This is a genomic window from Chromohalobacter nigrandesensis, assembly GCF_023061285.1.
GTDB classification, from domain to species: Bacteria; Pseudomonadota; Gammaproteobacteria; order Pseudomonadales; family Halomonadaceae; genus Chromohalobacter; species Chromohalobacter nigrandesensis.
Window position 1 is genome coordinate 71,503 of sequence record NZ_JAKGAM010000010.1, and the last position, 23,759, is coordinate 95,261.

At 61.4% G+C, this 23,759-nt stretch carries 23 protein-coding genes; 7 read left to right on the plus strand and 16 right to left on the minus strand.

Going from position 1 to position 23,759, the window contains the following annotated elements:
- Positions 1-71 precede the first annotated feature (71 nt).
- From djlA to L1073_RS12460, 4 genes are read right to left on the minus strand one after another with little or no spacing between them, the layout of a single operon-like run.
- A complete protein-coding gene (gene djlA, locus L1073_RS12445) occupies positions 72-848 on the minus strand; it encodes a co-chaperone DjlA (protein WP_246899716.1) in 777 nt (258 codons plus the stop codon).
- Positions 842-2,794 (minus strand): 1-deoxy-D-xylulose-5-phosphate synthase, encoded by a 1,953-nt coding sequence (gene dxs / locus L1073_RS12450; protein WP_246899718.1) that lies wholly within the window; start codon positions 2,792-2,794, stop codon positions 842-844. The genes djlA and dxs overlap by 7 nt, the downstream gene beginning before the upstream one ends.
- 19 nt (positions 2,795-2,813) lie before the next feature.
- A complete protein-coding gene (gene ispA / locus L1073_RS12455) occupies positions 2,814-3,707 on the minus strand; it encodes a (2E,6E)-farnesyl diphosphate synthase (RefSeq protein WP_246899719.1) in 894 nt (297 codons plus the stop codon).
- A complete protein-coding gene (locus L1073_RS12460) occupies positions 3,694-3,999 on the minus strand; it encodes an exodeoxyribonuclease VII small subunit (RefSeq protein ID WP_246899721.1) in 306 nt (101 codons plus the stop codon). The genes ispA and L1073_RS12460 overlap by 14 nt, the downstream gene beginning before the upstream one ends.
- Positions 4,000-4,315: 316 nt before the next feature.
- On the opposite strand from L1073_RS12460, the gene serA reads away from it, so the two are divergent.
- The gene (gene serA, locus L1073_RS12465) at positions 4,316-5,566 is read left to right on the plus strand and encodes a phosphoglycerate dehydrogenase (protein ID WP_246899722.1); all 1,251 of its coding nucleotides are present in this window, start codon (positions 4,316-4,318) and stop codon (positions 5,564-5,566) included.
- Between the two features lie 99 nt (positions 5,567-5,665).
- Here serA and L1073_RS12470 read toward each other — a convergent pair whose 3' ends face one another.
- The 3 genes from L1073_RS12470 to L1073_RS12480 form a co-directional block, all read right to left on the minus strand.
- The gene (locus L1073_RS12470) at positions 5,666-5,833 is read right to left on the minus strand and encodes a hypothetical protein (RefSeq protein ID WP_246899724.1); all 168 of its coding nucleotides are present in this window, start codon (positions 5,831-5,833) and stop codon (positions 5,666-5,668) included.
- A 35-nt stretch (positions 5,834-5,868) separates the two neighbouring features.
- The gene (locus L1073_RS12475) at positions 5,869-7,917 is read right to left on the minus strand and encodes a TonB-dependent receptor family protein (RefSeq protein ID WP_246899725.1); all 2,049 of its coding nucleotides are present in this window, start codon (positions 7,915-7,917) and stop codon (positions 5,869-5,871) included.
- Positions 7,918-8,138: 221 nt separating this feature from the next.
- Positions 8,139-8,765, minus strand: a complete 627-nt coding sequence (locus tag L1073_RS12480) for a YdcF family protein (protein WP_246899727.1) — start codon at positions 8,763-8,765, stop codon at positions 8,139-8,141.
- A 476-nt stretch (positions 8,766-9,241) separates the two neighbouring features.
- Between L1073_RS12480 and trhO the strand changes: the two genes are divergently transcribed.
- Both trhO and L1073_RS12490 read left to right on the plus strand, forming a co-directional pair.
- Positions 9,242-10,204 (plus strand): oxygen-dependent tRNA uridine(34) hydroxylase TrhO, encoded by a 963-nt coding sequence (trhO, locus tag L1073_RS12485; protein WP_246899728.1) that lies wholly within the window; start codon positions 9,242-9,244, stop codon positions 10,202-10,204.
- Between the two features lie 62 nt (positions 10,205-10,266).
- Entirely contained in the window at positions 10,267-11,424 is a 1,158-nt protein-coding gene (locus L1073_RS12490) for an ATP-binding protein (protein ID WP_246899813.1), read from the plus strand.
- A gap of 20 nt (positions 11,425-11,444) precedes the next feature.
- On the opposite strand, the gene chrA is transcribed toward L1073_RS12490, so the two are convergent.
- The 9 genes from chrA to puuE form a co-directional block, all read right to left on the minus strand.
- On the minus strand, positions 11,445-12,659 hold the full coding sequence (gene chrA / locus L1073_RS12495; RefSeq protein ID WP_246899730.1) for a chromate efflux transporter: 1,215 nt from the start codon (positions 12,657-12,659) through the stop codon (positions 11,445-11,447).
- Between the two features lie 91 nt (positions 12,660-12,750).
- Complete coding sequence (locus L1073_RS12500) at positions 12,751-13,236, minus strand: ureidoglycolate lyase (protein WP_246899732.1); 486 nt, start codon at positions 13,234-13,236, stop codon at positions 12,751-12,753.
- Between the two features lie 21 nt (positions 13,237-13,257).
- Complete coding sequence (locus L1073_RS12505; RefSeq protein WP_246899733.1) at positions 13,258-14,103, minus strand: bifunctional allantoicase/(S)-ureidoglycine aminohydrolase; 846 nt, start codon at positions 14,101-14,103, stop codon at positions 13,258-13,260.
- Positions 14,104-14,190: 87 nt separating this feature from the next.
- On the minus strand, positions 14,191-15,033 hold the full coding sequence (locus L1073_RS12510) for a MurR/RpiR family transcriptional regulator (protein ID WP_246899735.1): 843 nt from the start codon (positions 15,031-15,033) through the stop codon (positions 14,191-14,193).
- A gap of 43 nt (positions 15,034-15,076) precedes the next feature.
- Complete coding sequence (locus tag L1073_RS12515) at positions 15,077-15,805, minus strand: amino acid ABC transporter ATP-binding protein (RefSeq protein WP_246899736.1); 729 nt, start codon at positions 15,803-15,805, stop codon at positions 15,077-15,079.
- Entirely contained in the window at positions 15,786-16,442 is a 657-nt protein-coding gene (locus L1073_RS12520; protein ID WP_246899737.1) for an amino acid ABC transporter permease, read from the minus strand. Before L1073_RS12520 ends, L1073_RS12515 begins: the two co-directional genes overlap by 20 nt.
- Entirely contained in the window at positions 16,439-17,110 is a 672-nt protein-coding gene (locus L1073_RS12525) for an amino acid ABC transporter permease (protein ID WP_246899739.1), read from the minus strand. Before L1073_RS12525 ends, L1073_RS12520 begins: the two co-directional genes overlap by 4 nt.
- Before the next feature lie 14 nt (positions 17,111-17,124).
- Positions 17,125-17,940 carry a transporter substrate-binding domain-containing protein gene (locus L1073_RS12530; protein ID WP_246899741.1) on the minus strand — a complete coding sequence of 272 codons (816 nt, stop codon included), beginning with the start codon at positions 17,938-17,940 and terminating at the stop codon, positions 17,125-17,127.
- Between the two features lie 290 nt (positions 17,941-18,230).
- Complete coding sequence (gene puuE / locus L1073_RS12535; RefSeq protein WP_425531585.1) at positions 18,231-19,169, minus strand: allantoinase PuuE; 939 nt, start codon at positions 19,167-19,169, stop codon at positions 18,231-18,233.
- Between the two features lie 278 nt (positions 19,170-19,447).
- Between puuE and L1073_RS12540 the strand changes: the two genes are divergently transcribed.
- The 4 genes from L1073_RS12540 (at position 19,448) to mntA (ending at position 23,710) form a co-directional block, all read left to right on the plus strand.
- A complete protein-coding gene (locus tag L1073_RS12540) occupies positions 19,448-20,179 on the plus strand; it encodes an aspartate/glutamate racemase family protein (RefSeq protein ID WP_246899744.1) in 732 nt (243 codons plus the stop codon).
- 164 nt (positions 20,180-20,343) lie between these two features.
- On the plus strand, positions 20,344-21,714 hold the full coding sequence (locus L1073_RS12545) for an NCS1 family transporter (protein WP_246899746.1): 1,371 nt from the start codon (positions 20,344-20,346) through the stop codon (positions 21,712-21,714).
- A 42-nt stretch (positions 21,715-21,756) separates the two neighbouring features.
- A complete protein-coding gene (locus tag L1073_RS12550) occupies positions 21,757-23,211 on the plus strand; it encodes an NCS1 family nucleobase:cation symporter-1 (RefSeq protein WP_246899747.1) in 1,455 nt (484 codons plus the stop codon).
- Between the two features lie 97 nt (positions 23,212-23,308).
- On the plus strand, positions 23,309-23,710 hold the full coding sequence (mntA, locus tag L1073_RS12555; protein WP_246899749.1) for a type VII toxin-antitoxin system MntA family adenylyltransferase antitoxin: 402 nt from the start codon (positions 23,309-23,311) through the stop codon (positions 23,708-23,710).
- Positions 23,711-23,759: the final 49 nt, after the last annotated feature.

The window sequence follows — 23,759 nt, forward strand, 5'->3', positions numbered from 1 at the left end:
GGGGCGCTGCCACCTTTAGCGTTGCCAACGATCGGTACATCCGTCAACGCATCGCCAAGCCGACACGCTGATCAGGCGTTCGCTTCGCGGGACTTCTTGATCAGGTCGTAGGCGTTGGAGATTTCCTGAGTACGCGCCTCGGCCATTTCGCGCATGCTCTCGGGCAGCCCCTTGCCGGCGAGCTTGTCCGGGTGATTCTGGCTCATCAGGCGGCGATAGGCGCGCTTGAGTTCGGCATCGCTGGCATCAGATTCGACGCCCAGCACTCGATAGGCATCGGTCAGCGCCTGCTGCGATGTCGCGCCGCCACTCGCCTGCTGTTGACCGCCACGCAGCATGGCCTCGATCTGTTCGATCTCGGCCTCGCTGCATCCCAGCCCGCGCGCCACGCGCAGCAGCATGTCATGCTCGGCAGGATGCAATTCGCCATCGGCGGCGATGGCCGAGAGTTGGACTTGCAGGAACACCTGCAACAGCGCACGTTGCCCACCGGTCACTCGCCGCACCGTGGCCAATTCGGCGTCGAGGTCGAAGTCATCGGCCTTGCCGCGTTCGAAGGCCGCTTTTGCACTTTCGCGCTGCGCCTCGCTCAGGCGTAGGCGCTCGAAAAGCGCCTCGACGACACGCAGCTCGTCACCGCTGACATGGCCGTCCGCCTTGCAGACACACCCCATAACCGCGAACGTCGAGTCGAGGAACTGCCCCTGCATTTGCGACAGCTTGGAGACGACCACACGGCGTATCAGGCGCCGCGCGACCCAATACCCCAAAAAGGCACCGATAATCAGTCCCGGCAATTTACCGAACATGAAGCCGAGCCCGGCCCCAATCAAGATGGCGATCAGCATGAGTTTTCCGTCTTGTTGCTAAGTGTTAGGCGCTGGCGTACCGAGGCTTCGATGCCTTCGGCGTCGAGACCGCACACCGTCAGTAATTCGGCGGGCTTGCCATGCTCGACGAAGGCATCCGGCAGGCCAAGATTCAATACCTCGACCTGGACACCCTCGGCGGCCAGGAGTTCATTGACGCCACTTCCCGCACCACCGGCGACGACATTCTCCTCAAGCGTCACCAGCAGCCGATGCCGGCGCGCCGCCACGAGTATGGCGTCACGATCCAGCGGTTTCACGCTGCGCATGTTGAGGTGCGTGGCGTCGAGATTTTCGGCAACCTCGGCGGCGGGGCCGTTCATGCTGCCGAATGCCAGCAGCGCCACGCCATCCTGCGCGCCGGTACGCCGTGTCTCGGCTTCGCCGATGGGAAGCGCTTCGAGACCGGGCGCGAGCGTCGTCCCCGGCCCGGTACCGCGTGGGTACCGCACCGCCGCCGGGCCTTGGTGGTGATAGGCGGCACTCAACATGGCGCGACACTCGGCTTCATCGGCGGGCGCCAGCACCACCATGCCCGGAATGCAGCGCAGGTACGCGAGATCAAGCGCCCCATGGTGCGTGGGGCCATCTTCGCCGACCACGCCCGCACGATCGATGGCGAAGGTGACATCGAGCGCCTGCACCGACACGTCGTGGATCAACTGGTCATAGCCGCGCTGCAGAAAGGTCGAGTAGATCGCCACCACGGGCTTCATGCCCTCGCACGCCATGCCCGCCGCCAGCGTCACCGCATGCTGCTCGGCGATTGCCACATCGTAGTAACGCTCGGGATACTCGCGCGAGAAGCGAATCAGGTCGGAACCTTCGCGCATCGCCGGCGTGATGCCGATCAAGCGCGTATCCGCCGCCGCCATGTCGCAGAGCCACTCGCCGAAGACGTTGCAATACTTGCGCGGTTTGGCCTTGGGCTCGGCCATAGCCTCGTTGGGCGAACGCGGCTCCACCTTGGGCGGCGGCTCGCTGGCGGTTTTCTCGAGCTTGGTGATGGCATGATAGCCGATGGGATCGGCCTCGGCGGGGCGAAAGCCGCGTCCCTTGCAGGTCTTGATATGCAGAAACTGCGGCCCCTCGAGGTTCGCCATGCTGCCGAGCGCCTGAACCAGGCTCGGCACGTCATGGCCGTCGATGGGGCCGATGTAATTGAAGCCCATTTCCTCGAACAGCGTCGCCGGACTGACCATGCCTTTGACGTGCTCCTCGGTACGGCGCGCCAGTTCCAGCGCGCCCGGTAGATGCGAAAGTACGCGTTTGCTGTTCTCGCGCATTACCGTGTAGGGCTTGCTGACCAGGATGCGTGCCAGGTAACTGGCCATGCCGCCGACGTTCTCGGAGATCGACATCTCATTGTCGTTGAGAATCACCAGCATATTGGCATCGACATGCCCGGCATGCGCCAACGCTTCGAACGACATGCCAGCGCTCAAGGCACCGTCGCCGATGACCGCGCAGACGCGGCGCTTCTCACCTTTGGTTCGCGCCGCCAGGGCCATGCCCAGCGCCGCCGAGATCGAGGTGCTCGAATGGCCGACACCGAAGGTGTCGTAGGGCGACTCGTCGCGCTTGGGAAACGCCGCCAGCCCGCCTAGCTGGCGAATGGTCGACATCTGCTCGCGGCGCCCGGTGAGGATCTTGTGGGGATAGGCCTGATGGCCGACGTCCCAGACCAGGCGATCATGCGGTGTGTCGAAAATATGGTGCAAGGCGACGGTCAACTCGACCACGCCCAGCCCCGCGCCGAAGTGGCCGCCGGTACAGCCGACACTATAGAGCAGGTAAGCACGCAGCTCGTCGGCCAGTTCGCGCAACTGTGACGCATTGAAATCGTGTAACGCCGCAGGAGACTCGAGAGTATCGAGCAATGGCGTGGCCGGACGTTCGGCAGGAATCTCGTCGAACAGCTTCATAAGCGTTGTCTACAACCGATCAGTGATCGCGGTCGATCATATGGCGGGCCAAGTCGGCCAGAGGAAAGGCTCGCTCGCCCAAGGGCGCCAAGGCGTCCAGCGCCTCGTCGAGCAGGCCGTGCGCCTTGGCACGGGCGCCTTCCAGGCCGAGCAAAGCCGGATAAGTAGGTTTGGCACGCGCCGCGTCGGCGCCGGTGGCCTTGCCCAGGGTCGCGGCGTCGCCGGTGACATCGAGGATGTCATCCTGAATCTGGAACGCCAAGCCAATAGCAGCGGCGTAGACATCCAGCGCCGCCACACGCGGGTCGTCTTCATCGACGGCTGCCAGGGCGCCGAGCCGCACGGCAGCGCGAATCAGGGCGCCGGTCTTGTAACGATGCATGGTCGCCAGGGCATCGACATCCAGTTGACCGCCCACCGCGCACAGGTCCAGCGCCTGCCCGGCGGCCATGCCGTCACGTCCCGAGGCCTGGGCCAGCACCCCCACCATCGCGCCCAGATGCGGTGGGCGCGCCTCGGCGAGCACCTCGAAGGCCAGCGTTTGCAGCGCGTCGCCGGTCAGGATGGCCATCGCCTCGTTATAGACACGATGCACGGTGGGGCGCCCACGACGCATGTCGTCGTCGTCCATGGCAGGCAAGTCATCGTGGATCAGTGAGTAAGCGTGGATCAGCTCGATGGCGGCTGCGGGGGCATCCAGTGCGGTGTCCTCGGCACCCAACGCACGTCCAGCGGCGTACACCAGCACCGGGCGCAGGCGCTTGCCACCGCCCAATACGCCATAGCGCATGGCGGCATCGAGCTCGCCAGCGACCGGCGTGGTGCGCTCGAAGACCTGCGCCAGCACTTGCTCGGTACGCGCCCGCGCCGTCGTGATGATGTCGCGCTCGGCCAGGGGTTCAACGCTCACCATCGGCCTCCCCGGCATCGAAAGGCGTCGCGTGGAAGCTGCCGTCGGGCTGTTCCAGCAACGCCTTGACGCGCAACTCGGCGTTTTCCAGGCGTTGCTGGGCGTCGCGGGTCAGATGCACACCGCGCTCGAACGCCACCAACGACGCTTCCAGAGACAGCTCGCCTGACTCCAGTTGGGCCACCAGCGATTCCAGACGCGCCAGCGTCGCCGCAAAATCCTCCGGGGCGGCGTTCTGAACATCCGTTCCGTCGAGCTGGTCGACATCGCCAACCGATGCATCCTTTTCCACCATGGCGCTTCTCGCTCATCCGTGCGGACCGATGCCACGGCCCGGCTTGCCAAGATTTGGCCCCACAGTATACACCCAAGCCCCGGGGACGCGTCTGCCCCGGCGTGGTCAGCAAGCGCTGCGAACCAAGCGCGTTCATGCACAAGGTGCAGCGAATTCATCCTCAAACAGGCCGTCTGTGCTACGATATGGGCCCTGTCGCTGGGCGGCTTCCTCCCCTTTTTTTCTTGCCTCGGGGCCTCGGATCGCCCGTCTGGACAGGCCACCATCATACCGATAGATAAACGTCGCATCAGTCGACGAAAGGGTTGAACCGACAATGGCCAAGACGTCTCTGGACAAGAGCAAGATCAAGATTCTGCTGCTCGAGGGCATTCATCAGTCCGCCGTGGACAACCTCCTGAATGCCGGTTACACCAACATCGAAACGCTCTCTACCTCCTTGTCCGAGGACGAGCTGGTCGAGAAGATCCGTGACGTTCACTTCATCGGCCTGCGCTCGCGCACGCAGCTCACCGAGCGCGTGTTCGCCGCCGCCGAGCGGCTCACCGCCGTGGGTTGCTTCTGCATCGGCACCAACCAGGTCGATCTCAATGCAGCCCTCGAACGTGGTATTCCGGTCTTCAACGCACCGTATTCCAATACCCGCTCGGTGGCCGAGCTGGTCCTCGCCGAAGCCATCATGCTGCTGCGCGGCATTCCCGAGAAATCCACCCGTGCCCACCAGGGCGGCTGGTTGAAGTCGGCCAAGAATTCCCATGAAGCGCGCGGCAAGACGCTGGGGATCGTCGGCTACGGCAGCATCGGCGCCCAGCTCTCGGTGCTTGCCGAATCGCTGGGCTTCGATGTCCTTTATTACGACGTGATCACCAAACTGGCCATGGGCAATGCCCGCCAGGTGGGCTCGCTCGAGGAACTGCTGGCACGCGCCGACGTCATCAGCCTGCACGTGCCGGACGAACCCTCCACGCGCTGGATGATCGGTCGCGACCAGTTGGCGTTGATGAAACAGAACGCCATCTTCATCAACGCCTCGCGCGGCACCGTGGTGGATATCGAGGCGCTGGCTGAAGTGCTCGAGAGCGGCAAGCTGCTCGGCGCAGCCATCGATGTCTTCCCCGTCGAGCCCAAGGGTACCAACGAGGAATTCGTCTCCCCGTTGCGCGGCAAGGACAACGTCATCCTCACCCCGCACATCGGCGGCTCGACCCTGGAAGCTCAGGAGAACATCGGCATCGAGGTCTCCGAGAAGCTGATCACTTACTCCGACAACGGCACCACCATCACCTCGGTCAACTTCCCCGAGGTCGCGCTGCCCGCCCATCCGGACAAGCACCGCCTGTTGCACATCCACGAGAACGTGCCGGGCGTGATGTCCGAGATCAACAAGGTGCTCGGCGACGAAGGCATCAACATCTCGGCGCAGTACCTGCAGACCAACAGCGGCGTCGGCTACGTGGTCATCGATGTCGACAAGGCCTACGGCCCCAAGGCACTGGAAGCGCTCAAGCGCGTCAACCACACGTTGCGCCTGCGCGTGCTCTACTCCGAGAGCAACTTCGAAGCGTAACACTACGGCGCACTGACCGGCCCAACGCAATACGGCCCCTCCATGGAGGGGCCGTGGCGTTTGTGGCCTGCTAGATTCGGCGGGGTTCCTATCACGGCGTCAAGGCGTCCCGTCGGAACGCGATACATCCGCCGGGTTGCTGGTCGGTCCGCTATTGGGCACGCCTGTATTGACTTCTCGCTCGCCGTCATCATAGGTATTGACCGTGCAGCCAGCGAGCCCCGCCAGCAGCAACGCGGTTCCCATCACCGCAAATAGATAGCGCATTAGGTTCCCTCTTCTCTGGTTATTGATCGATACGCCTAGAACGCGACTTCCATACCAGCGTAGACGGTCCGTCCCGGCGCCGGCTCATAATAGCGCCCATAACTACCATTGAGGCGCACATTGGCGAAATGCTCGCGATCGAAGAGATTGCGCATGCCCACGTAGCCCTTGAGCAAGGTGTCGCCGCCCAGGTGCCAGCCATCACCGACGCGTAGATTGACCAACCAGTAGTCATCGACGTCCACGTCATTGGCATCATCCGCCACCATGTCGCCGATGTATTGCGTCTCGAGCGTCGCAAAGCGCTCGTCGAGGCCTTGCCAGGAGAGTTGAGTGTTCCAGGTCTGCTCCGGCAAGCCGGGGATACGATTGCCGCCGTAGCTATTACTCTCGTTATTACTCTTGACCTTATATTCATCGAACTCGTACTTGGCCAACGTCAAGGCACTATCAAGACGCCAGCTCGGCGTCATCTGCCAGCCCAGCGCCAGCTCGACGCCATCGCGCGAGGAGTCTCCGGCGTTGCGGTAGAAGTCCCGACCGTTCTCGTTGTAGGGCACTAGCTCGTCACGCACGCGTACCGAGAACAGCGCCAGATCGTAATCCACGCCATTGGCGAAGTTGCCGCGTAGCCCGATTTCGCGATTCCACGCCTTCTGTGGCTCGATGGCCGGATTGAAACCGCCCACGCCACTGGGGTTGGCGAATTCAGAGAACGTCGGTGTTTCAAAAGAAGTACCGGTATTGGCGTAGACCTGATGTGTCGGCAGATATCGGTAGCTCAAGCCCGCCGAACCGCTCCACTCCCGGAAAGCACGATCACCGCTCTGGTCGCCGTCACTATCAAAATCATCGTCGATATCGAAATCGACGCGATCGTAGCGCGCCCCTAGCGACAGCGTCAGCTTGTCGGTGAGATCCAGATCACCCTGGGCAAACACACCCAACGAAGTCGCCGTTTGCATTTCATCGCCCGCCCGATCAGTGACTCCATTGACGGCATCTACATTATGGCGGTCCCGATCGTCCTCCTGACGCGCGGCATCGACGCCAATCACATAACGCAACGGCAACTCGCCGAGAAGCAGATCCTGATGATATTCGGCGCTGGCACCGTAATAGTCACGCTGATAGTTGATGCGGCTGTCACCCTTGTAAGGCAGTTGCTGTTCGAAGTCACGCTGCAAATAGAAGCCTTTGACGTACAGCTCGCCCGGCCCCGCGGATAGATCCTCGTACTGTAACCCCAGCACCTGCTGATCGACTTCCTGCCCTGCATCCAAGGCGAGCGAGTTTGGAGCAGCCCCTTGGCGATCTTCATCCACTTCCGATTCTTTCAGCGCCCCTGGATCCTCGGAGCGCGGATTGTCCAGCAAGTTGACGATGGCCGTCAGCGCGCGGTCGTTGCCTAGCTCACGACGCACCTTGGCGTTGAGGTGATACTTTTCGACCTGACTCTGATCGCGATAACCGTCGAAATTAAGCGCCGACACACTCACATGATGCGACCAGGGGCCATTCACGCCACCGTCGCTGAAGCGATACTTCTGGTAACCGTCGCTACCGATCTCGGCGCCCAGGCGCGTTTTCTGATCGTCGCGACCATCCGCCGTGGTCACGCTGAGAACGCCCCCTGCCGCGTTGCCGTAAAGCACCGACGACGGACCGCGAATCACCTCGATGCGCTCGGCGCTGTCGAGGTCGATGGCATCGAGCTGTGCCTGTCCATCGGGCAGTGTATAGGGAATGCCATCGGTCATCACCGTGATCCCGCGCACCCCGAACGGCGCCCGCGCGCCGAAGCCACGAATCGCCAGGCGCTCGCCCTGGGCGAAGTTGTCACGATTTTGCAAAAACACGCCCGGCACACGTACCAGCGACTCATCGAGACGCACGCGCTGTTGCCCTGCGGCGATGTCATCGTGTTCGATCACGGACACTGCGGCAGGGGTGGTGTACAGCTCGCGGTCGAGGCGCGGTGCCGTGACTTCCATCACCTCCGGCGCGGAGGGTTGGGCGAAGGCAACGCCGGAAACGCCCAGGGCGCCCAGCAACAAGGAGGTATTGAGGTAACGATGCGTCATGGCGATATCGACAGGTCGGGTCTGCCGGATGACGAGGCGCCGCCGGCGGACGGATTCATTAAGCGGGGCAACATATTAGCATATCGCACGCATATCCGCCTTAAGTCTAATCGCCATTTTATAAGCCGCATGCTTGGCGCCATTCAAAAGTGCGTCGTCATCACCTCTGTCACTTCCAGCGCCTCATCGACAATCAGCATGCGACGCCACTTGTCGAAGTGTCATGCAGTTGACGAAATCATATGACTGCCGAAGCCATGTTCGGCCAAATATCGGTACGACGTCTGAACATCATCCGGCACGTCACTTATTACCTGGAACCCAGCATCGGGATATTTGATGAGCCTGTCGATGTCCCCAACCATTTCTGCGATCAGCCCAAAAACTCCGACGACGTTCGACACTTCGTCAGGGAAGCGGATTGGGGGTCCATCGGTCCGCACATTGGCGCAGGGCCACTGGATCGGCGCGGTCACCATGATACGTCGGATAGAATTCAGCTTCGTTATAAAGGTCACTTTCCTGGCCGAGGGGACGAGAAGACGCGCATTTCGAATATTCTCGGCGAAGTTCGTCGCCTCCGTCTCCAAGATCATCGACCTGTCTGAAAGGCCATGTTGGCGAGCCCGCTCTGCAAAAACCTGTGCTTCGGTCTCGCTCCACAGGTGATGGGTCCAGTTTCCAGTTCGTCCGGTAATCAAAAGCCGATTGAACTGACCACGCTTGAAAAGATCGCAGGCATAATCACATACACGCAGATCGTAAGATCCACATACGACCAGTAGCCCTTCCTGATGATGGTCAGGAGACGCGGTAAGATAATGCCACAAGACCAGCGCATGGTTCATTGTTGGTGTCACTGCCAAGCCCCTTGCAGCAAGAAGGTTGTCTTATCGTGTTCGAAGCGGAGAGTTCGCCCCTCGACGAGGGTCAGATGCTCAGCCACACGATCGAAGTCGGCGAAACGTGCTGAAACTCCCGTGTCTCTGAGAGATCGTTGCATCCCCCAATCCCGAGACAGGTGGCACCAGCTGTTACGCCACTTACTGAATACGCGCAGATGATACACCATAACTTTGAAGGTTCGTTTTACCCTTTGTCGCAACGTCATCGCGACCCACGATAACGCAGAAAACTCATATAGACGCTGTATCTCGATCACGTTAGCTATGCACTGACGCCAATGACGCCGCCCCGCCCAAACGGGGCGGCATCCTGCCGCAGATGCATCACCGCATGGCATTGCGTAAAATGCGTCTCCCTTGGCACTCGCCAACGATTCACCCGGTCCGTCCTTTACGGGGACGATTACCAGGAGACAGACATGACCCAACCGCACGACGCGCCGGCCATCGTGGTCGCGGCGCTCTATCAGTTCGTCACGTTAGATGACTACGAAGCCCTGCGCGAACCGTTGCTCGAGACAATGCGCGCTCACGATGTGAAGGGCACGCTGCTGCTCGCCCAGGAAGGCATCAACGGCACCGTCTCCGGCACCCGCGAGGGCATCGACGCCTTGCTGGCGTGGCTGCGAGCCGACCCGCGCCTGGCCGCGGTCGCCCACAAGGAATCCTACTGCGACGCGCATCCGTTCTATCGCACCAAGGTCAAGCTCAAGCGCGAGATCGTGACCCTCGGCGTCGACGGGGTGGATCCCAATCAGACGGTCGGCACCTATGTCGAGCCCGAGGACTGGAACGATGTCATCGCCGACCCGGAAGTGCTGGTCATCGACACGCGCAACGATTACGAAGTGGAAATCGGCTCGTTCGAGGGCGCCATCGACCCGCAGACCAAGACGTTCCGCGAGTTTCCGGATTACGTCAAAGCGCATTACGACCCCGCCAAGCACAAGAAGGTGGCGATGTTCTGCACCGGCGGCATCCGCTGCGAGAAGGCCTCGAGCTTCATGCTCAATGAAGGCTTCGAGGAGGTATATCACCTCAAGGGGGGGATTCTGAGCTACCTGGAAAAAGTGCCTGAAGAGCAGTCACGCTGGCAGGGCGAATGCTTCGTGTTCGACAACCGCGTGACCGTGCGCCACGACCTCGCCGAGGGCGATTTCGAACAGTGCCACGCCTGTCGCCGGCCGATCTCCGAAGACGACATGGCCTCCGCGAAATACGAACCCGGCGTAAGCTGCCCGCACTGCTGGGACAACCTGCCGGAGAAAACCCGGACCAGCGCCCGCGAGCGTCAACGCCAGATCGAGCTTGCCAAGCAACGCGGCGAACCGCACCCGCTGGGACGCGATCCGCGTCGTGACAAGACTGTCGAACAGACCTGAACCAGAACGACAAGGCCCCTCAAAATGGGGCCTTGTCGTTCATGGCGGGTCATGTGACCTTGATGCACACTGGAACCCTCAAAAACGCGCTCTCGCGCCTGATTAATCGTGCCGCAGCAGCGGTCATGGATGACTTGCCCACCGCCTTTCATCTCCCGCAAGGCAGCCAGCAGCGCAGCGATACGCCGCTGATTCCGACCAAGGTAATCCGCGAGGCCATTGTCAATGCGTTGATGCACCGCAACTATCGCCGCCACGAGCCAGTGCAGATTATCCGTTACAGCAACCGTATCGAGATCCATAACCCAGGCTATTCACTCAAGCCCGAGGAACAGTTGGGCCAGCCGGGTAGTGCTTGGCGCAACCCGACACTAGCCGCCGTACTGCACGAGACACGCTATGCTGAAACCAAAGGCAGCGGCATTCGCGTCATGCGTCGCCATATGGAGCAGGCCGGGCTGACACCGCCGTTCTTTGAGTCTCAGCGCCATGAAGATCGCTTCATGACTACTCTGCTATTTGTGCACTTCCTGGACGAAGAAGCCCTCGAGTGGTTAACGCATTTCCGCCACCTACAGCTTACAGAAGAAGAGTGCCATGCTCTTCTGCTGGTACGTGAAACCGGCCGTATCACCAACGCCGACTACCGTGCCCAGAGTCGTGTCGACACCCTGACAGCCAGTCAGCATTTGGTGCGGTTGCGTGATTTTGGTCTGTTGACTCAGATTCCCAGAGGCTCGGCAACCTACTACGTTCCAGGCGAGCGCTTTCCGAATGAGACGAGCCTTACCGACGATCTTTTCAGCTTATCTCCGGAGTCCGGCGGCTTATCTCCGGAGTCCAGCGGCTTATCTCCGGAGTCCGGCGACTTATATCCGGAGTCCGGCGGCGGTTCTATCACGCTGCGGACAGAGCTTCTAGCAGAGCTCCCGGGGCCGCTGGCCCAGCAGCTGAGCGAGTTGGGACAAAGAACTCGCGACACCTCACGTATTAGGAACATGCTTGTCTCGCTTTGTGCTCTTCGGCCCTATCGGGTCAGTGAACTCGCCCTCTTGTTACAGCGCAACCCGGAGTATCTTCAGAAACAGTATCTTAACTCGCTGCGTCGAGAAGGCTTACTGACTTATCTCTACCTGGACGACCCTAACCATCCCGATCAGGCCTATATCTCGACGCATGCTCAAGGAAGGCAGGATGATTACACAAGCCCTGACCCATAAGGACTACACACGCACACCCCCTACAGCGTAATGACGATGCCCCCGGCCGCCAGGATCACTACCACCGCCCAGGCCGGTAGCTTCCAGACGCTCAACAGCAGAAAGCCCGTCAATGCCAGGGCAAACTCGGCAGAGCCGACCACCACGCTGGTCCAGACCGGCTGATAGAGCGCAGCCCCCAGGATCCCCACCACTGCGGCATTCGCGCCACGCATCAGTGATTGCGCGCGCTCCAGACGCCGGAAGCGGTTCCAGTAAGGCAGCACGGCCACCAGCAGCAAGAGTCCCGGTAAGAAGATCATGATGAGCGCCAACGCCGCGCCGACAAGCGGCACGGACAACGTCCCCATCTCGGCACCAAGATACGCCGCAAAGGTGAATAGCGGTCCGGGAATCGCCTGGGCAGCGCCATAGCCCGCGAGAAAGCTATCGGGTGTCACCCAGCCTGACTGGACGACTTCGCTTTCCAGCAGCGGGAGCACCACATGCCCGCCCCCGAACACCAAGGCGCCGGCGCGGTAGAAGGCGTCGATCATTGCCAGGACCGTAGACGACGACACCCAGGCCAGCCAGGGCAGCCCGATCAGCAACGCGACGAAAAATGCGGCAGCGACCTGGCCGACACGCCGCGACACCGGAAAGTGCAACTCACGCGACACGGGGCCGCCCTGATCTCGATACACTGAGTCTCCACAAAACAGCATACCGGCCACCGCACCGATCACGATGGCCGTTACCATCCCCACCGGCCCGCCGATCAGCACCACTAATAGCACGGCCGCCAAGGCGATGCCGGCGCGCCGCTGGTCGGGGCAAAGCTTGCGCGCCATGCCCCAGACAGCGTGAGCGACGATCGCCACGGCTGCCACCTTGAGCCCATGCAGGATGCCCTCGCTGATCGGGCCATCGAGGACCGCGGCACCCGACGCGAAAAGCACCAGCACGATGGCCGAGGGCAACGTAAAGGCCGTCCAGGCAGCAGCGGCTCCCCAGCCCCCGCCTCGCAATAGCCCCAAGGCGAAGCCGACCTGGCTGCTGGCCGGGCCCGGAAGAAACTGACACAGCGCCACCAGGTCCGCGTAGTCCTCCTCCGACAACCAGCGGCGCCGCGTGACGAATTCGGCACGGAAATAGCCCAGGTGGGCAATCGGCCCACCGAAGGACGTCAGGCCCAGTATCAGAAAGGCGGAAAAGACTTCCTTGAGACGCTCAACGGAATGGCGCGCGTCCGGCATCAGCGAGTCCCCTGGTCGGGCTTTATGAACACAATAAGCGATCACCGTGCATGGCCGTACCGTTGAACACCACCACAGTGTGGATACCTGCTTATAAACTCACCCGCGCGTCCAGCGGGTATTCCTCGCAGTTGTTGCCCTCGCCGGCACGATCCACCACCAGGAACTCGCCTTCCACATCGAGCACCGAGTGAATGGCGTGCCAGGTCCCGGCGCGATAGTTGACGCCCTGGCGACCGTCGGTGACGAACGCGTGCACATCTCCAAGCTCGATGCGCTCCCCTGGCGGCGCGACGACGACGATGAAGCGCTCGCCGTGCAACGGCATGAACGCCTGGCTGCCGAGCGGGTGACGCTCCAGCAACGTGAGGGTCAGCGGCAGTGCCACGGGTTGGCTGACGAAAACGCTGATGATCGGCCGTGCGCCCTCGCCGAGCGTCTCGATCCGCGCCAGATCGTGATAACGCTGCGTGCGGCCATTATTGATGGGAAAGCTATCGGCATTATGACGCTCGATGACATCGCCGAACGGCGCGAACGCCTCGTCGGTCAGCGGTTGGGCGGTAAGTTCGAGCATGCGTTCTCCTCAGAGGATGTCTCAGCTCAAGCGCAGCTTCATGTGCCGATTCACGTCCTTGTAGAGCAGATAGCGAAACGGCCCCGGCCCGGCGGCGTAGCAGGATTGCGGACAGAACGCGCGCAGCCACATGTAGTCGCCGGCCTCGACCTCGACCCAATCCTGATTGAGATGGTAGATCGCGCGGCCCTCCAATACGTAGAGGCCATGCTCCATGACGTGAGTCTCGTCAAAGGGGATCACCCCACCCGGCTGGAAGGTGACGATATTGACGTGCATATCGTAGCGCACATCCTGCGGATCGACAAAACGCGTCGTGGCCCATTTGCCATCGGTGTCCGGCATGGCGATCGGCGCTATATCGTTCTCGTTGGTGACGAACGCCTCGGGCATGTCCAATCCCTCGACATGCTCGTAAGCCTTGCGAATCCAGTGGAAGCGCACCGGCGCATCGCTGTCGTTGCGCAATTGCCAATCGGCGCCCGGCGGCAGAAAGGCGTAACCGCCCGGCGCCATCGCATGCGCCTGACCATCTAGGATCAACATCATCTCGCCCTCGACCACGAACAGCACGCCCTCGGCGCCTTCATCCGGCTCCGGTCGCTCGCTGCCGCCCCCGGGCAAGACCTCCATGATGTACTGCGAAAACGTCTCCGCGAAGCCGGAAAGCGGTCGCGAAAGTATCCACAACCGCGTCTTTTCCCAATGCGGTAGAAAACTGGTGACGATATCGCTCATCACGCCTTTCGGGATCACCGCATACGCCTCGGTGAACACCGCTCGACCATGAATCAACTGGCTCTGCGGCGGCAAGCCGCCATGGGGAGCGTAGTAGGTGTTCTGAGATGTGTCGGTACGCTGTGGCATGCTTTCTCCTCAATCAAACCTCGCGACCCGGCAGAGCACCGGCGTCACACGTTCTTTTTTTGCTTATCATTTTGGCACCGGGATATCTCAGGGGGCTAACTCCTCCAACTCCTGATAAAGCTCCGTGACATCGCCGATTCGCGCCCGCCCCTGCGCGAGCCGACGATGCAGCATGGCATTGGCCAGCAAACTCACCAGGCTCATGGCACTGGCATAGCTGTCGAAGGCCGAGATCGTTTCCAGCGCACACTCCAGCCGCCAGGTGACCCGATCATCATACTTTGCCGTCGTCGGATCACCGATCAGCAACAAGCGCTCTTCGCGCTGGGCGAGTGCATCGATCAGCGTCTCGAACAATCGCGGACGGCGGCGAAAACCGATCAGCACGATCAGCGTACCCGGCTCGAGTTCAACCAGCTCCTCGGCAAGCGACTGATTGGGCGCCGGCAATAACCGCACGTTCGCTCGTGCTTGAATCAACTGCTGGCGAAAATGCAGGGCGACGGGATAACTGTTGCGGTAACCCACTACGGCCACTTCTGGTGCTTCATCCAGCGCACTGACCACCGCATCGAAAAGCGCCGGGGTAAGGCCTTCCAGACACTGGCGTAGATTATTCTGCTCGCGATCGGCATGACGCCGAAAACGTTCGATGCCGTTTTCCAGCGTTTCAGTGTTGGAGGCCAACGGCACACCATAATGGCGCAGTTGCCGGGCATGCGCCTTGACCGCCTTGAAGTCATCAAATCCCAGGCGCTTGAACAATCGCGTCACGGTCGCCTTGGAGACACCACTGAGACGCGACAGATCGGTAGCGCTGTAGACCGCCAAGTCCTCCAGGTGCGCCAGGATGAAGTCCGCCACCCGGCGTTCCTGAGGGCCCAATTCCGAAAATTGCTGTTGTAGTCGACGACCGATATGCGCCTGCATACTGACGTTCCTTATCGTAAACACTGAAATGGAATAGTCGCCGCTACAGGATCGACGCGATAAACTGGCTGAGTTCCGATGTCTTGGGCTGGGTGAACAGCGTCTGCGGGTCACCCGCCTCATGGATGTGCCCATGATGCATGAAGACCACGCGATGACTGACATCGCGGGCGAACTTCATTTCATGCGTCACCAAAATCAACGTCATGCCCTCCGCTGCCAGGCTTTCCAGCACGTGCAGCACCTCACCCACCAGCTCAGGATCGAGCGCTGAGGTTACCTCATCGCACAGTAGTACCTTGGGCTGCATCGCCAAGGCGCGGGCAATGGCAACGCGTTGTTGTTGACCACCGGAAAGCTGCCCCGGATAGGCATCGATCTTTTCCAGCATGCCGACCTTGTCGAGCATCTGCTCGGCGACCTGACGCGCCTCGGCGCGGGGCGTCTGCTTGACCACCACCGGTGCCAGCATGACGTTCTCGATCACCGTCTTGTGCGGGAACAGGTTGAAGCTCTGAAACACCATACCGACATTCTGGCTCAGCTCTCCCGGCGACATCGCGCCACCATCGAGACGTTGATCGGCTAGATGAATGGTACCCCAATCGTGATGCTCGAGCTGGTTGAGGCAACGCAGGAAAGTACTCTTGCCCGAGCCACTGCGTCCGATGATCGAGACCACCTCACCGGCTTCGATCTCCAGGTCGATGCCCTTGAGCACTTCCAGGTCACCGAAGGATTTATGCAGGTCGTTAACGACTACCAGCGCCATAGAGCTTTCTCTCCAGGTAACGGGCATAGCGGGACAGCGGATAGCAAAGGATAAAGTATCCGAGCGCCACCAGTGCGAAAATGGTGAAGGGGGCGAAGGCCGCGTTGTTGAGCATGGTGCCGGCCTTGGTCAGTTCGACGAAGCCGATCACCGATGCCAGCGCGGTGCCCTTGATGACCTGTACGGAAAAGCCGACGGTCGGCGGCACGGCCAGGCGCAGCGCCTGCGGCAGGATGACGTGGCGCATCGACTGCAGATAATTGAGGCCGAGCACGCGCGCAGCCTGCCACTGCCCGCTGGGAACCGCCTCGACACAACCGCGCCAAATGTCGCAAAGGAAGGCACTAGTGAAGAGCGTTAGCGCCACGCTGGCCGCAGTCCAGGCAGAGATGTCGAAGCCCAGCACGGCAGCGCCGAAGTAGGCCAGGAATAACTGCATCAGCAGCGGCGTGCCCTGAAACAGGTCGACGTAGAGTCGAACCAACCAGCGGATCGGCCATAAGCCGCCCATGCGTAGCAGCGTCAACATCAAACCGACGAAGGCGCCACCAGCGAAGGCAATCAGCGACAGCACCACGGTCCAGCGCCCTGCCAGCAGCAGGTTGCGGACGATGTCCCACAGCGTGAAGTCGGTCATGATGATCCTCCCTGACGGAATGCGAACAGCCGCCGCCCGACGAACTCGAACCCCAGCCGCAGACCCACCGCCAGCAGCAGGTAAATCAGCGTGACCACCAGATACACTTCAAAGCCGCGGAAGTTGCGCGACTGGATGAAGTTGGCGGCGTAGGTCAGATCGAACACCGAAATCTGGGACACCACCGCGGAGCCCAGCATCACGATGATGCACTGGCTGATCAGTGATGGATAAACCCGTGAAAATGCCGGCACCAGCACCACATGACGAAAACTCTGCAGCCGCGACAGCCCCAGTGCACGGGCTGCTTCGTGCTGGCCGCGGGCCGTCGAATCGATGCCCGCGCGCAAAATTTCGGCTGTGTATGCGCCGAGATTCAGCACCATCGCCAACAGAGCCGCTACCGTGGCACTGATTGGCACACCCAGTGCCGGCAGCCCGAAAAACAGGAAGAACAGCTGAACGATGAACGGTGTGTTGCGAGTCACCTCGACATAAGCACCCAGCAAGCTGCTGGCGATACCCGGCGCACCATCACGAACGTAGGCAACGACAATCGCCAGCGCGATCCCGACGAAGGTGGTGGCGACGGTGAGCCATACCGTCGTCACCAACCCCTCGAGGATCTCGTCCAGGTACGGCAACAACGTGGAGAAATCCAGAGTCATGGCGAATCATCCACTCAGGAGGAAAGATCATCAGGCAGTGCAGTGTGGAACCACTTCTGCGACATCGCTTCCAGCATGCCATCTTGTTTGGCTCGTTCGATCAGTTCGTTGACCCGGGTCTTGAGCGCCGTGTTGTCTTGGTTCAGGCCGATGTAACAGGGCGAGTTCTTGATCCGGAAGACCATGGTCGGCGCGCGCTCGGCGTTGCGCTCGGCGATCTGTGCCGCCACCACGTTGCCGGTGGCGATGTAGTCGACCTGGCCGGAAAGGAAGGCGGATATGGTGGTGGCGTTGTCCTCGAAGCGCTGAATGGTGGTATCGCCAGGTGCCAGATCGGAAAGCTCCATGTCCTCGACCGAACCGCGGGTCACGCCGATGGTCTTGCCGGCAAGGCCCGCCGCCAACTCTATCGGTTCAGCCTCGGGCGTGCCGAAAATGCCTAGGAAGAACGGCGCGTAGGCATCGGTGAAGTCGATCACTGCGGCGCGCTCGGGATTTTTGCCCAGGCTGGAAATCACCAGGTCGACCTTGTCCGTCTGCAGAAACGGTATGCGGTTGGCACTGGTGACCGTCACGAGCTTCAGATCGACATCCATTTGATCGGCCAGGTACTGGGCCATATCGATGTCATAGCCCTGCGGTTGCAGATCGGTACCCACTGAGCCGAACGGCGGAAAATCCTGTGGCACGGCCACGCGCAGGGTGCCGCGCTGTTCGATGGTGTCCAGGTCGCTGGCCTGTACCGCGACGGCGGCCAGACTCGTCACGACGACGCAACTGAGTGCCAGTACGAGCTGGCGGCAGAAACGGTTCTTGGCGAAGGCGAACATGCTGAATCTCCTGAAGGGAGCATGCGTTGTGGTCATGGCAGAGAAACGATTGGCGACTTCTCTACCGGATAGGAAACGTTTGTTTCACATCCCGACATAGCAAGCTTGGCGCCAACCCAGCTCCGATTGTTGTCGATTCAGGGAGTTAGCCGACAGCACCGGCCGAAGTTCGTCTTATCAGGAATTCAGACAACGGAGCAAATGACCGGATCAGGGACACGAAACCACTCGCACGCACCATAAAAGAGCGTGATTGACGCTAGATTCGGGGGTGCGGAACACTCGGTTGGCTACTCGGCCAAATGCTCTGCCGCCCAGTGCCGGGCGATATCCACACGCCGAGTTATCCACACCCGGTCGTGGGCTTCGATATGATCGAGGAAGCGCTGTAGCGCGCGGAAGCGTCCGGGGCGCCCGATCAGTCGGCAGTGCAGCCCGATCGACAGCATCTTCGGCGTCTCGGCACCTTCTTCATAGAGCACGTCGAAGGCGTCGCGCAGATACTGGAAGAACGGTTCGCCGTGATCGAACCCGGTGGGCGAGGCGAAGCGCATGTCGTTGGTGTCCAGCGTATACGGCACGATCAGGTGGCGGTGCGTCTGGCCCTCGCTGTCCGATGCATCGGTCCAGAACGGCAGGTCGTCGCCGTAGTAGTCACTGTCGTAGAGAAAGCCGCCCTGATCGAGCAGCAGGCGCCGGGTGTTGGGGCTGTCGCGGCCGGTATACCACCCCAGCGGGGCTTCGCCGTAGAGCGTGCGGAATATCTCGACGGCGCGCTGCATATGCTCGCGCTCGACGGCTTCCGGCACATTCTGATAGTGAATCCAGCGATAGCCGTGGCAGGCGACCTCGTGGCCGAGTTCCTTGAAGGCATGCGCCGCCTCGGGATGACGTTCCAGCGCCATGGCGACACCGAACACGGTCAGCGGCAGCCCGCGTCGTTCGAACTCGCGCAGCACGCGCCACACCCCCGCCCGCGAGCCGTACTCATAGATCGACTCCATGCTCAGGTGGCGATCCGGATAGGCCTCGGCGCCGGCGATCTCGGAGAGGAACTGTTCGGAGTGGCTGTCGCCGTGCAGCACGCTGTTTTCGCTGCCTTCTTCGTAATTGAGGACGAACTGCACGGCGATGCGCGCCCCACCCGGCCAGTTCGCTTGCGGTGGCGTGCGGCCATAGCCGATGAGATCGCGCGGATAAACGGCGGACGAATCGGATGTCATGCCCATAAACACTCCCAGTTTATTGTTGTGTCACACGATTAGCGTGCGTTGATGTATACAAAAAATCAATCCATTGGCGGATCGCCGGAAATCCCTATCGCGGCGTTTGCTCGCCTACAAGATAACCGTGAACCCAACGTCAACCGGTGATCTAAGGCGCCGGTGGCTTGGTGCCTGCTTGGCGCGACAACGTTCAGGCATTGACTTATTTTGTATTCAATACTAGAAATTTTGTAGACAAAAAATACCGCGTCCGAGGTTCGACCTCGCGCTCAAGGACTTTCATGCGCCTGCATCTCATCAATCCCAACACCAGTACCGGCATGACCACACGCATCGGTGAATCCGCCAGCCGCATCGCGGCGCCGGGCACACGGATCGTCGCCACGCAGCCGGAAAGCGGCCCGGTGTCCATCGAAGGACATTTCGACGAGGCGATCAGCGCCGTGGGCGTGACCGAGGAAATCGCCAAGGGCGAGCGCGAGGGCAGCGACGCCTACATCATCGCCTGCTTCGGCGATCCCGGCCTGATGGCGGCCCGCGAGCTGACTCGCGCCCCGGTGCTGGGCATCGCCGAGGCCGGTTTCCATATGGCCAGCCTGATCAGCACACGCTTCTCGGTGGTCACGACATTGGGGCGCACCGGCATCATTGCCGAACATCTACTGCAAGCCTACGGCTTCACGCATCACTGCCGCCGCGTGCGCGCGGCGGAGATCCCCGTGCTCGACCTGGAAGACGATGGCGATGCGGCACTCACGCGGGTAATCGAGACTTGTCGCCGCGCTCGCGATGAAGACGGCATCGGCGCCATCGTGCTCGGCTGCGGCGGCATGGCCGATTTGCGCGCCACCATCGAAGAGGCAGTGGGCATTCCCATCGTCGAAGGCGTCACCGCCGCCGTGAAGCTGGCCGAGGCGCTGGTCGGCCTGGGCCTCGGCACCAGCAAGCATGGCGATCTGGATTTTCCACGCCCCAAGGCGTTTACCGGCCAGTTCGCGCATCTATCACGCTAATGTTAACGCCCGCCTATGGAGGGAATCGCTTTACCGCACCGCACCGATAACCACAACACCCGACAGATAAATCAAAAGACAGCACGCTACGCCACTCGGACGTTCCCATCATCGGGAGCGCACAACAACAAATCGCGGGGGCTGCCCCGCCCGAGGAAAGCGGCATGACAAGCGAACCCACCTCGCCGGGCGCGAAAGCGGAAGCGCCTGGTAACGCCCAATCTCCCGGCAAGGCGCCGGGGGAGGAATCCCTGGCGCCCCAGCAAACACGCATCATGGGGCGCACGTCCTATCTGCTGGCCTGGTTCGGCGGCTGCGTATCCATCGGTACCTTCGCCATGGGCTCGAGCATCGTCGGCACGCTCAATCTACTGCAGGCGTCACTGGCCATCGCCATCGGCTGCTTCGTGATCGGCGTGGCGCTAGCGATCAACGGCGCGGCCGGCTACAAGTACGGCATTCCCTTCATGGTGCAAGCACGCAGCGCCTTCGGCTTCACCGGCACGCGACTACCCGGCCTGATACGCGCGGTGCCGGCCATCGTCTGGTACGGCTTTCAGAGCTGGATCGGCGCCGGCGCCCTCAATGCCGTGTCGGCGACCCTGCTGGGCTTCGACAATCTGGTGTTCTACTTCATCGCCTTCCAGTTGTTGCAGATCGCCCTGTCGGTGTTCGGCTTCCAGGGCATCAAGTGGCTGGAGAACATCGGCAGCGGCTTCATTCTGGCCTCGCTGGTGTACATGTTCTTCAGCGTGCTGAACAAGTACGGCGACGTGATCGGCGAACAACTGGTCGACATCGACGGTACCTGGGGGCTGCCCTTCTGGGGGGCGACGATGCTGTTTCTGGGCATCTACAGCACCATGATCCTCAACGCCAGCGACTACTCCCGTGAACTCAAGCACGGCAGCGGGCCGGGGCTTCTGACCACGCTTTATGCCATGTCGATCCTGCCCTGCACGCTGTTCATGGGCTTGATCGGGCTGATGGTCTCCGGCGCCACTGGCGTCGCCGATCCCATCGATGTCTTCGCCAACGCCGTCGACAACCCGCCGCTTTTGATCACCACCCTGTTGTTCATCGCCTTCGCCCAGGTCACCACCAACGTGCTCAACAACGTGGTGCCGCCGACCTATGTGCTGATGGATGTGTTCAAGCTGAAGTTCCGTAGCGCCACAGTGATCGTCGGCTTGCTGGCCTTCGCCACCTTCCCCTGGGAGCTGGTCAAGGACGACTCCGCTGCCGGGCTGCAACTGTTCGTGCAGACTTATTCGGCGTTTCTGGGGCCGATCTTCGCGATCATGGCGGTGGACTATTACCTCATCCGTCGGCGCACGCTGGATATCGACAAACTCTATGACACGCAGGGCCCCTATCGCGGCATCAATTACGCCGCCTTTATCGCCACGCTGATCGGGGCGCTGGTGGCGCTCAATGTCTCGGCGATTTCGTGGTACGCGAGCCTCGTGCCCGCCGGTCTGGCGTATTACCTGATGATGCGCTACTGGCCGGCCTGCCAGCGCTTTTGCCAATGACACCGTCATCCACGAATCTGCATCCCGACACAGAGCGCCGCCATGAACGATAACGACCTGCGCCTTACGGCGCCCGACGCAAGCCTCTACAACGCCGACCTGGCGCCATTGCCCTATCACCAGCGACGCTGGGGCGCCTTCGAAATCTTCAATGTCTGGGCCAACGACATCCAGAGCCTGTTCGGCTACACCCTGGCCGCCTCGCTATTCCTGAGTTACGGCCTCAACGGCTGGGCGGTGATGGCCGCCATCATCCTCGCCGGCCTGGTGGTCATGGCGCTGGTCAACCTGACTGGGCGACCCAGCGTCAAATACGGCATTCCATTTCCGGTGGTGGTACGCGCCAGCCTCGGCGTGCACGGGGCCAACCTGCCAGCTATGCTGCGCGCGGTGATCGGCATCTTCTGGTACGGCGTACAGACCTACTTCGCCTCCACCGCCGTCACGCTGCTGTTGACCGCGCTGGGCGTACCGGAGAGCGGCCAGTTCCTGGGGCTATCGAGCGTAGCCTGGCTGGCCTTCGTCATCGTCTGGGTCTTTCAACTGGCCATGTTCTGGGCGGGCATCGAGCGCATCAAGCGCTTCCTCAACTGGGCGGGACCGCTGGTCTACGCGGTGATGATCGTGCTGATGGGCGTGGTCTGGTGGCAGGCCGGGGCCTCGCTACTGCCTGCGGTGGATGACATCTTCAGCGGCAGCAGCGAGGCAACGAGCAGCGCCGTCGGCGCCTTCTTCACCGTGCTCGGCACCATGATCGCGTACTTCGCCGCCGTGGTGATCAACTTCGGCGACTTCGCGCGCTTCGTGAAGAACGAACGCGCCATGCGGCTTGGCAACTGGCTCGGGTTACCGCTCAACGTGGCGGTGTTCTCGTTCATCGCGTTGATCATCACCGCTGGCACGCTGGCGCTGTTCGGCGAGGCACTGACCAACCCCTCGGACATCGTCGAACGCGTCGATAGCCTGCCACTGACGATCGTCGCCGCGCTGACCTTCTTCGCCGCGACGGTGGGCATCAACCTGGTGGCCAACTTCATTCCACCCGCTTATGACCTCGCCAACCTGTTTCCGCGTCGTATCAGCTTCCGCCTCGGCGGGCTGATCACGGCGATCATCGCCTTCTTCATCGGCGCGTTATGGGTCAGCGTGATCAGCCAGATCGGCATTCCCGGCTTCGTCAACGCCATCGGCGCCATCATCGCCCCGTTCTACGGCATTATCGTGATCGACTACTATGTCGTTCGCCGTGGCCAACTGGACGTGCAGGCGCTTTTCTCGGCTGCACCCGGCAGTCCCTATTACTACACCAACGGCTGGAACCGTCGCGGCCTGGCAGCCTTCGCCATCGGCGCGCTGTTCTCGCTGGCCTCGGTATGGGTGCCGGCCCTCGCCGCGCTGGAAGGCTTCGCATGGCTACTCGGCGCCGGCCTGGGCGGAGCGTGCTACTACGTGCTGATGCGCGGGCAGGTCTCGACGCCCGCCGAGGTAGCGCACTGAGCACATACCCCTGACGCGACGGCGCCAGTTCCTCGGCAAACCACTGCCGGTGCTACACTATCGCTGGCATCCACCGCCGCTTTACAAGAGAGCCGAAATGCCCGACCAGACAGCCATTCTGCCGCGCCTCGCCGAGCTGGCAGCCCATGACGATGACATCGCCGTGCTGTGGCTCTATGGCTCACGCGCCAAGGGCACGGCAACCGAGGAGAGCGATTACGATCTTGCCGTGGCCTTTCGCAACTTCGAAGAAGACGCCCTGGAGCGGCGCCTGCGCCCCGAGCTATTGGCACAAGCCTGGCAGGAGGCAGTGGCGCTGACCAATGATCAGCTCTCCATCGTCGATATCAACCTGGCGCCGCTGCCCCTCGCCCACGCCGTGATCCGCACTGGCCAGGTCTTGCAAGCCAACGATCGCTTGCGACTGATCCGCGAGGAGAATCGCATCACTTCGATGTGGGAGATCGATCATCAGTATCATCAGCAGCACTACGCTTGAACCGATGACTTGGCTTGAATCGACGGCTTGAATCGACGGGAATCATTAC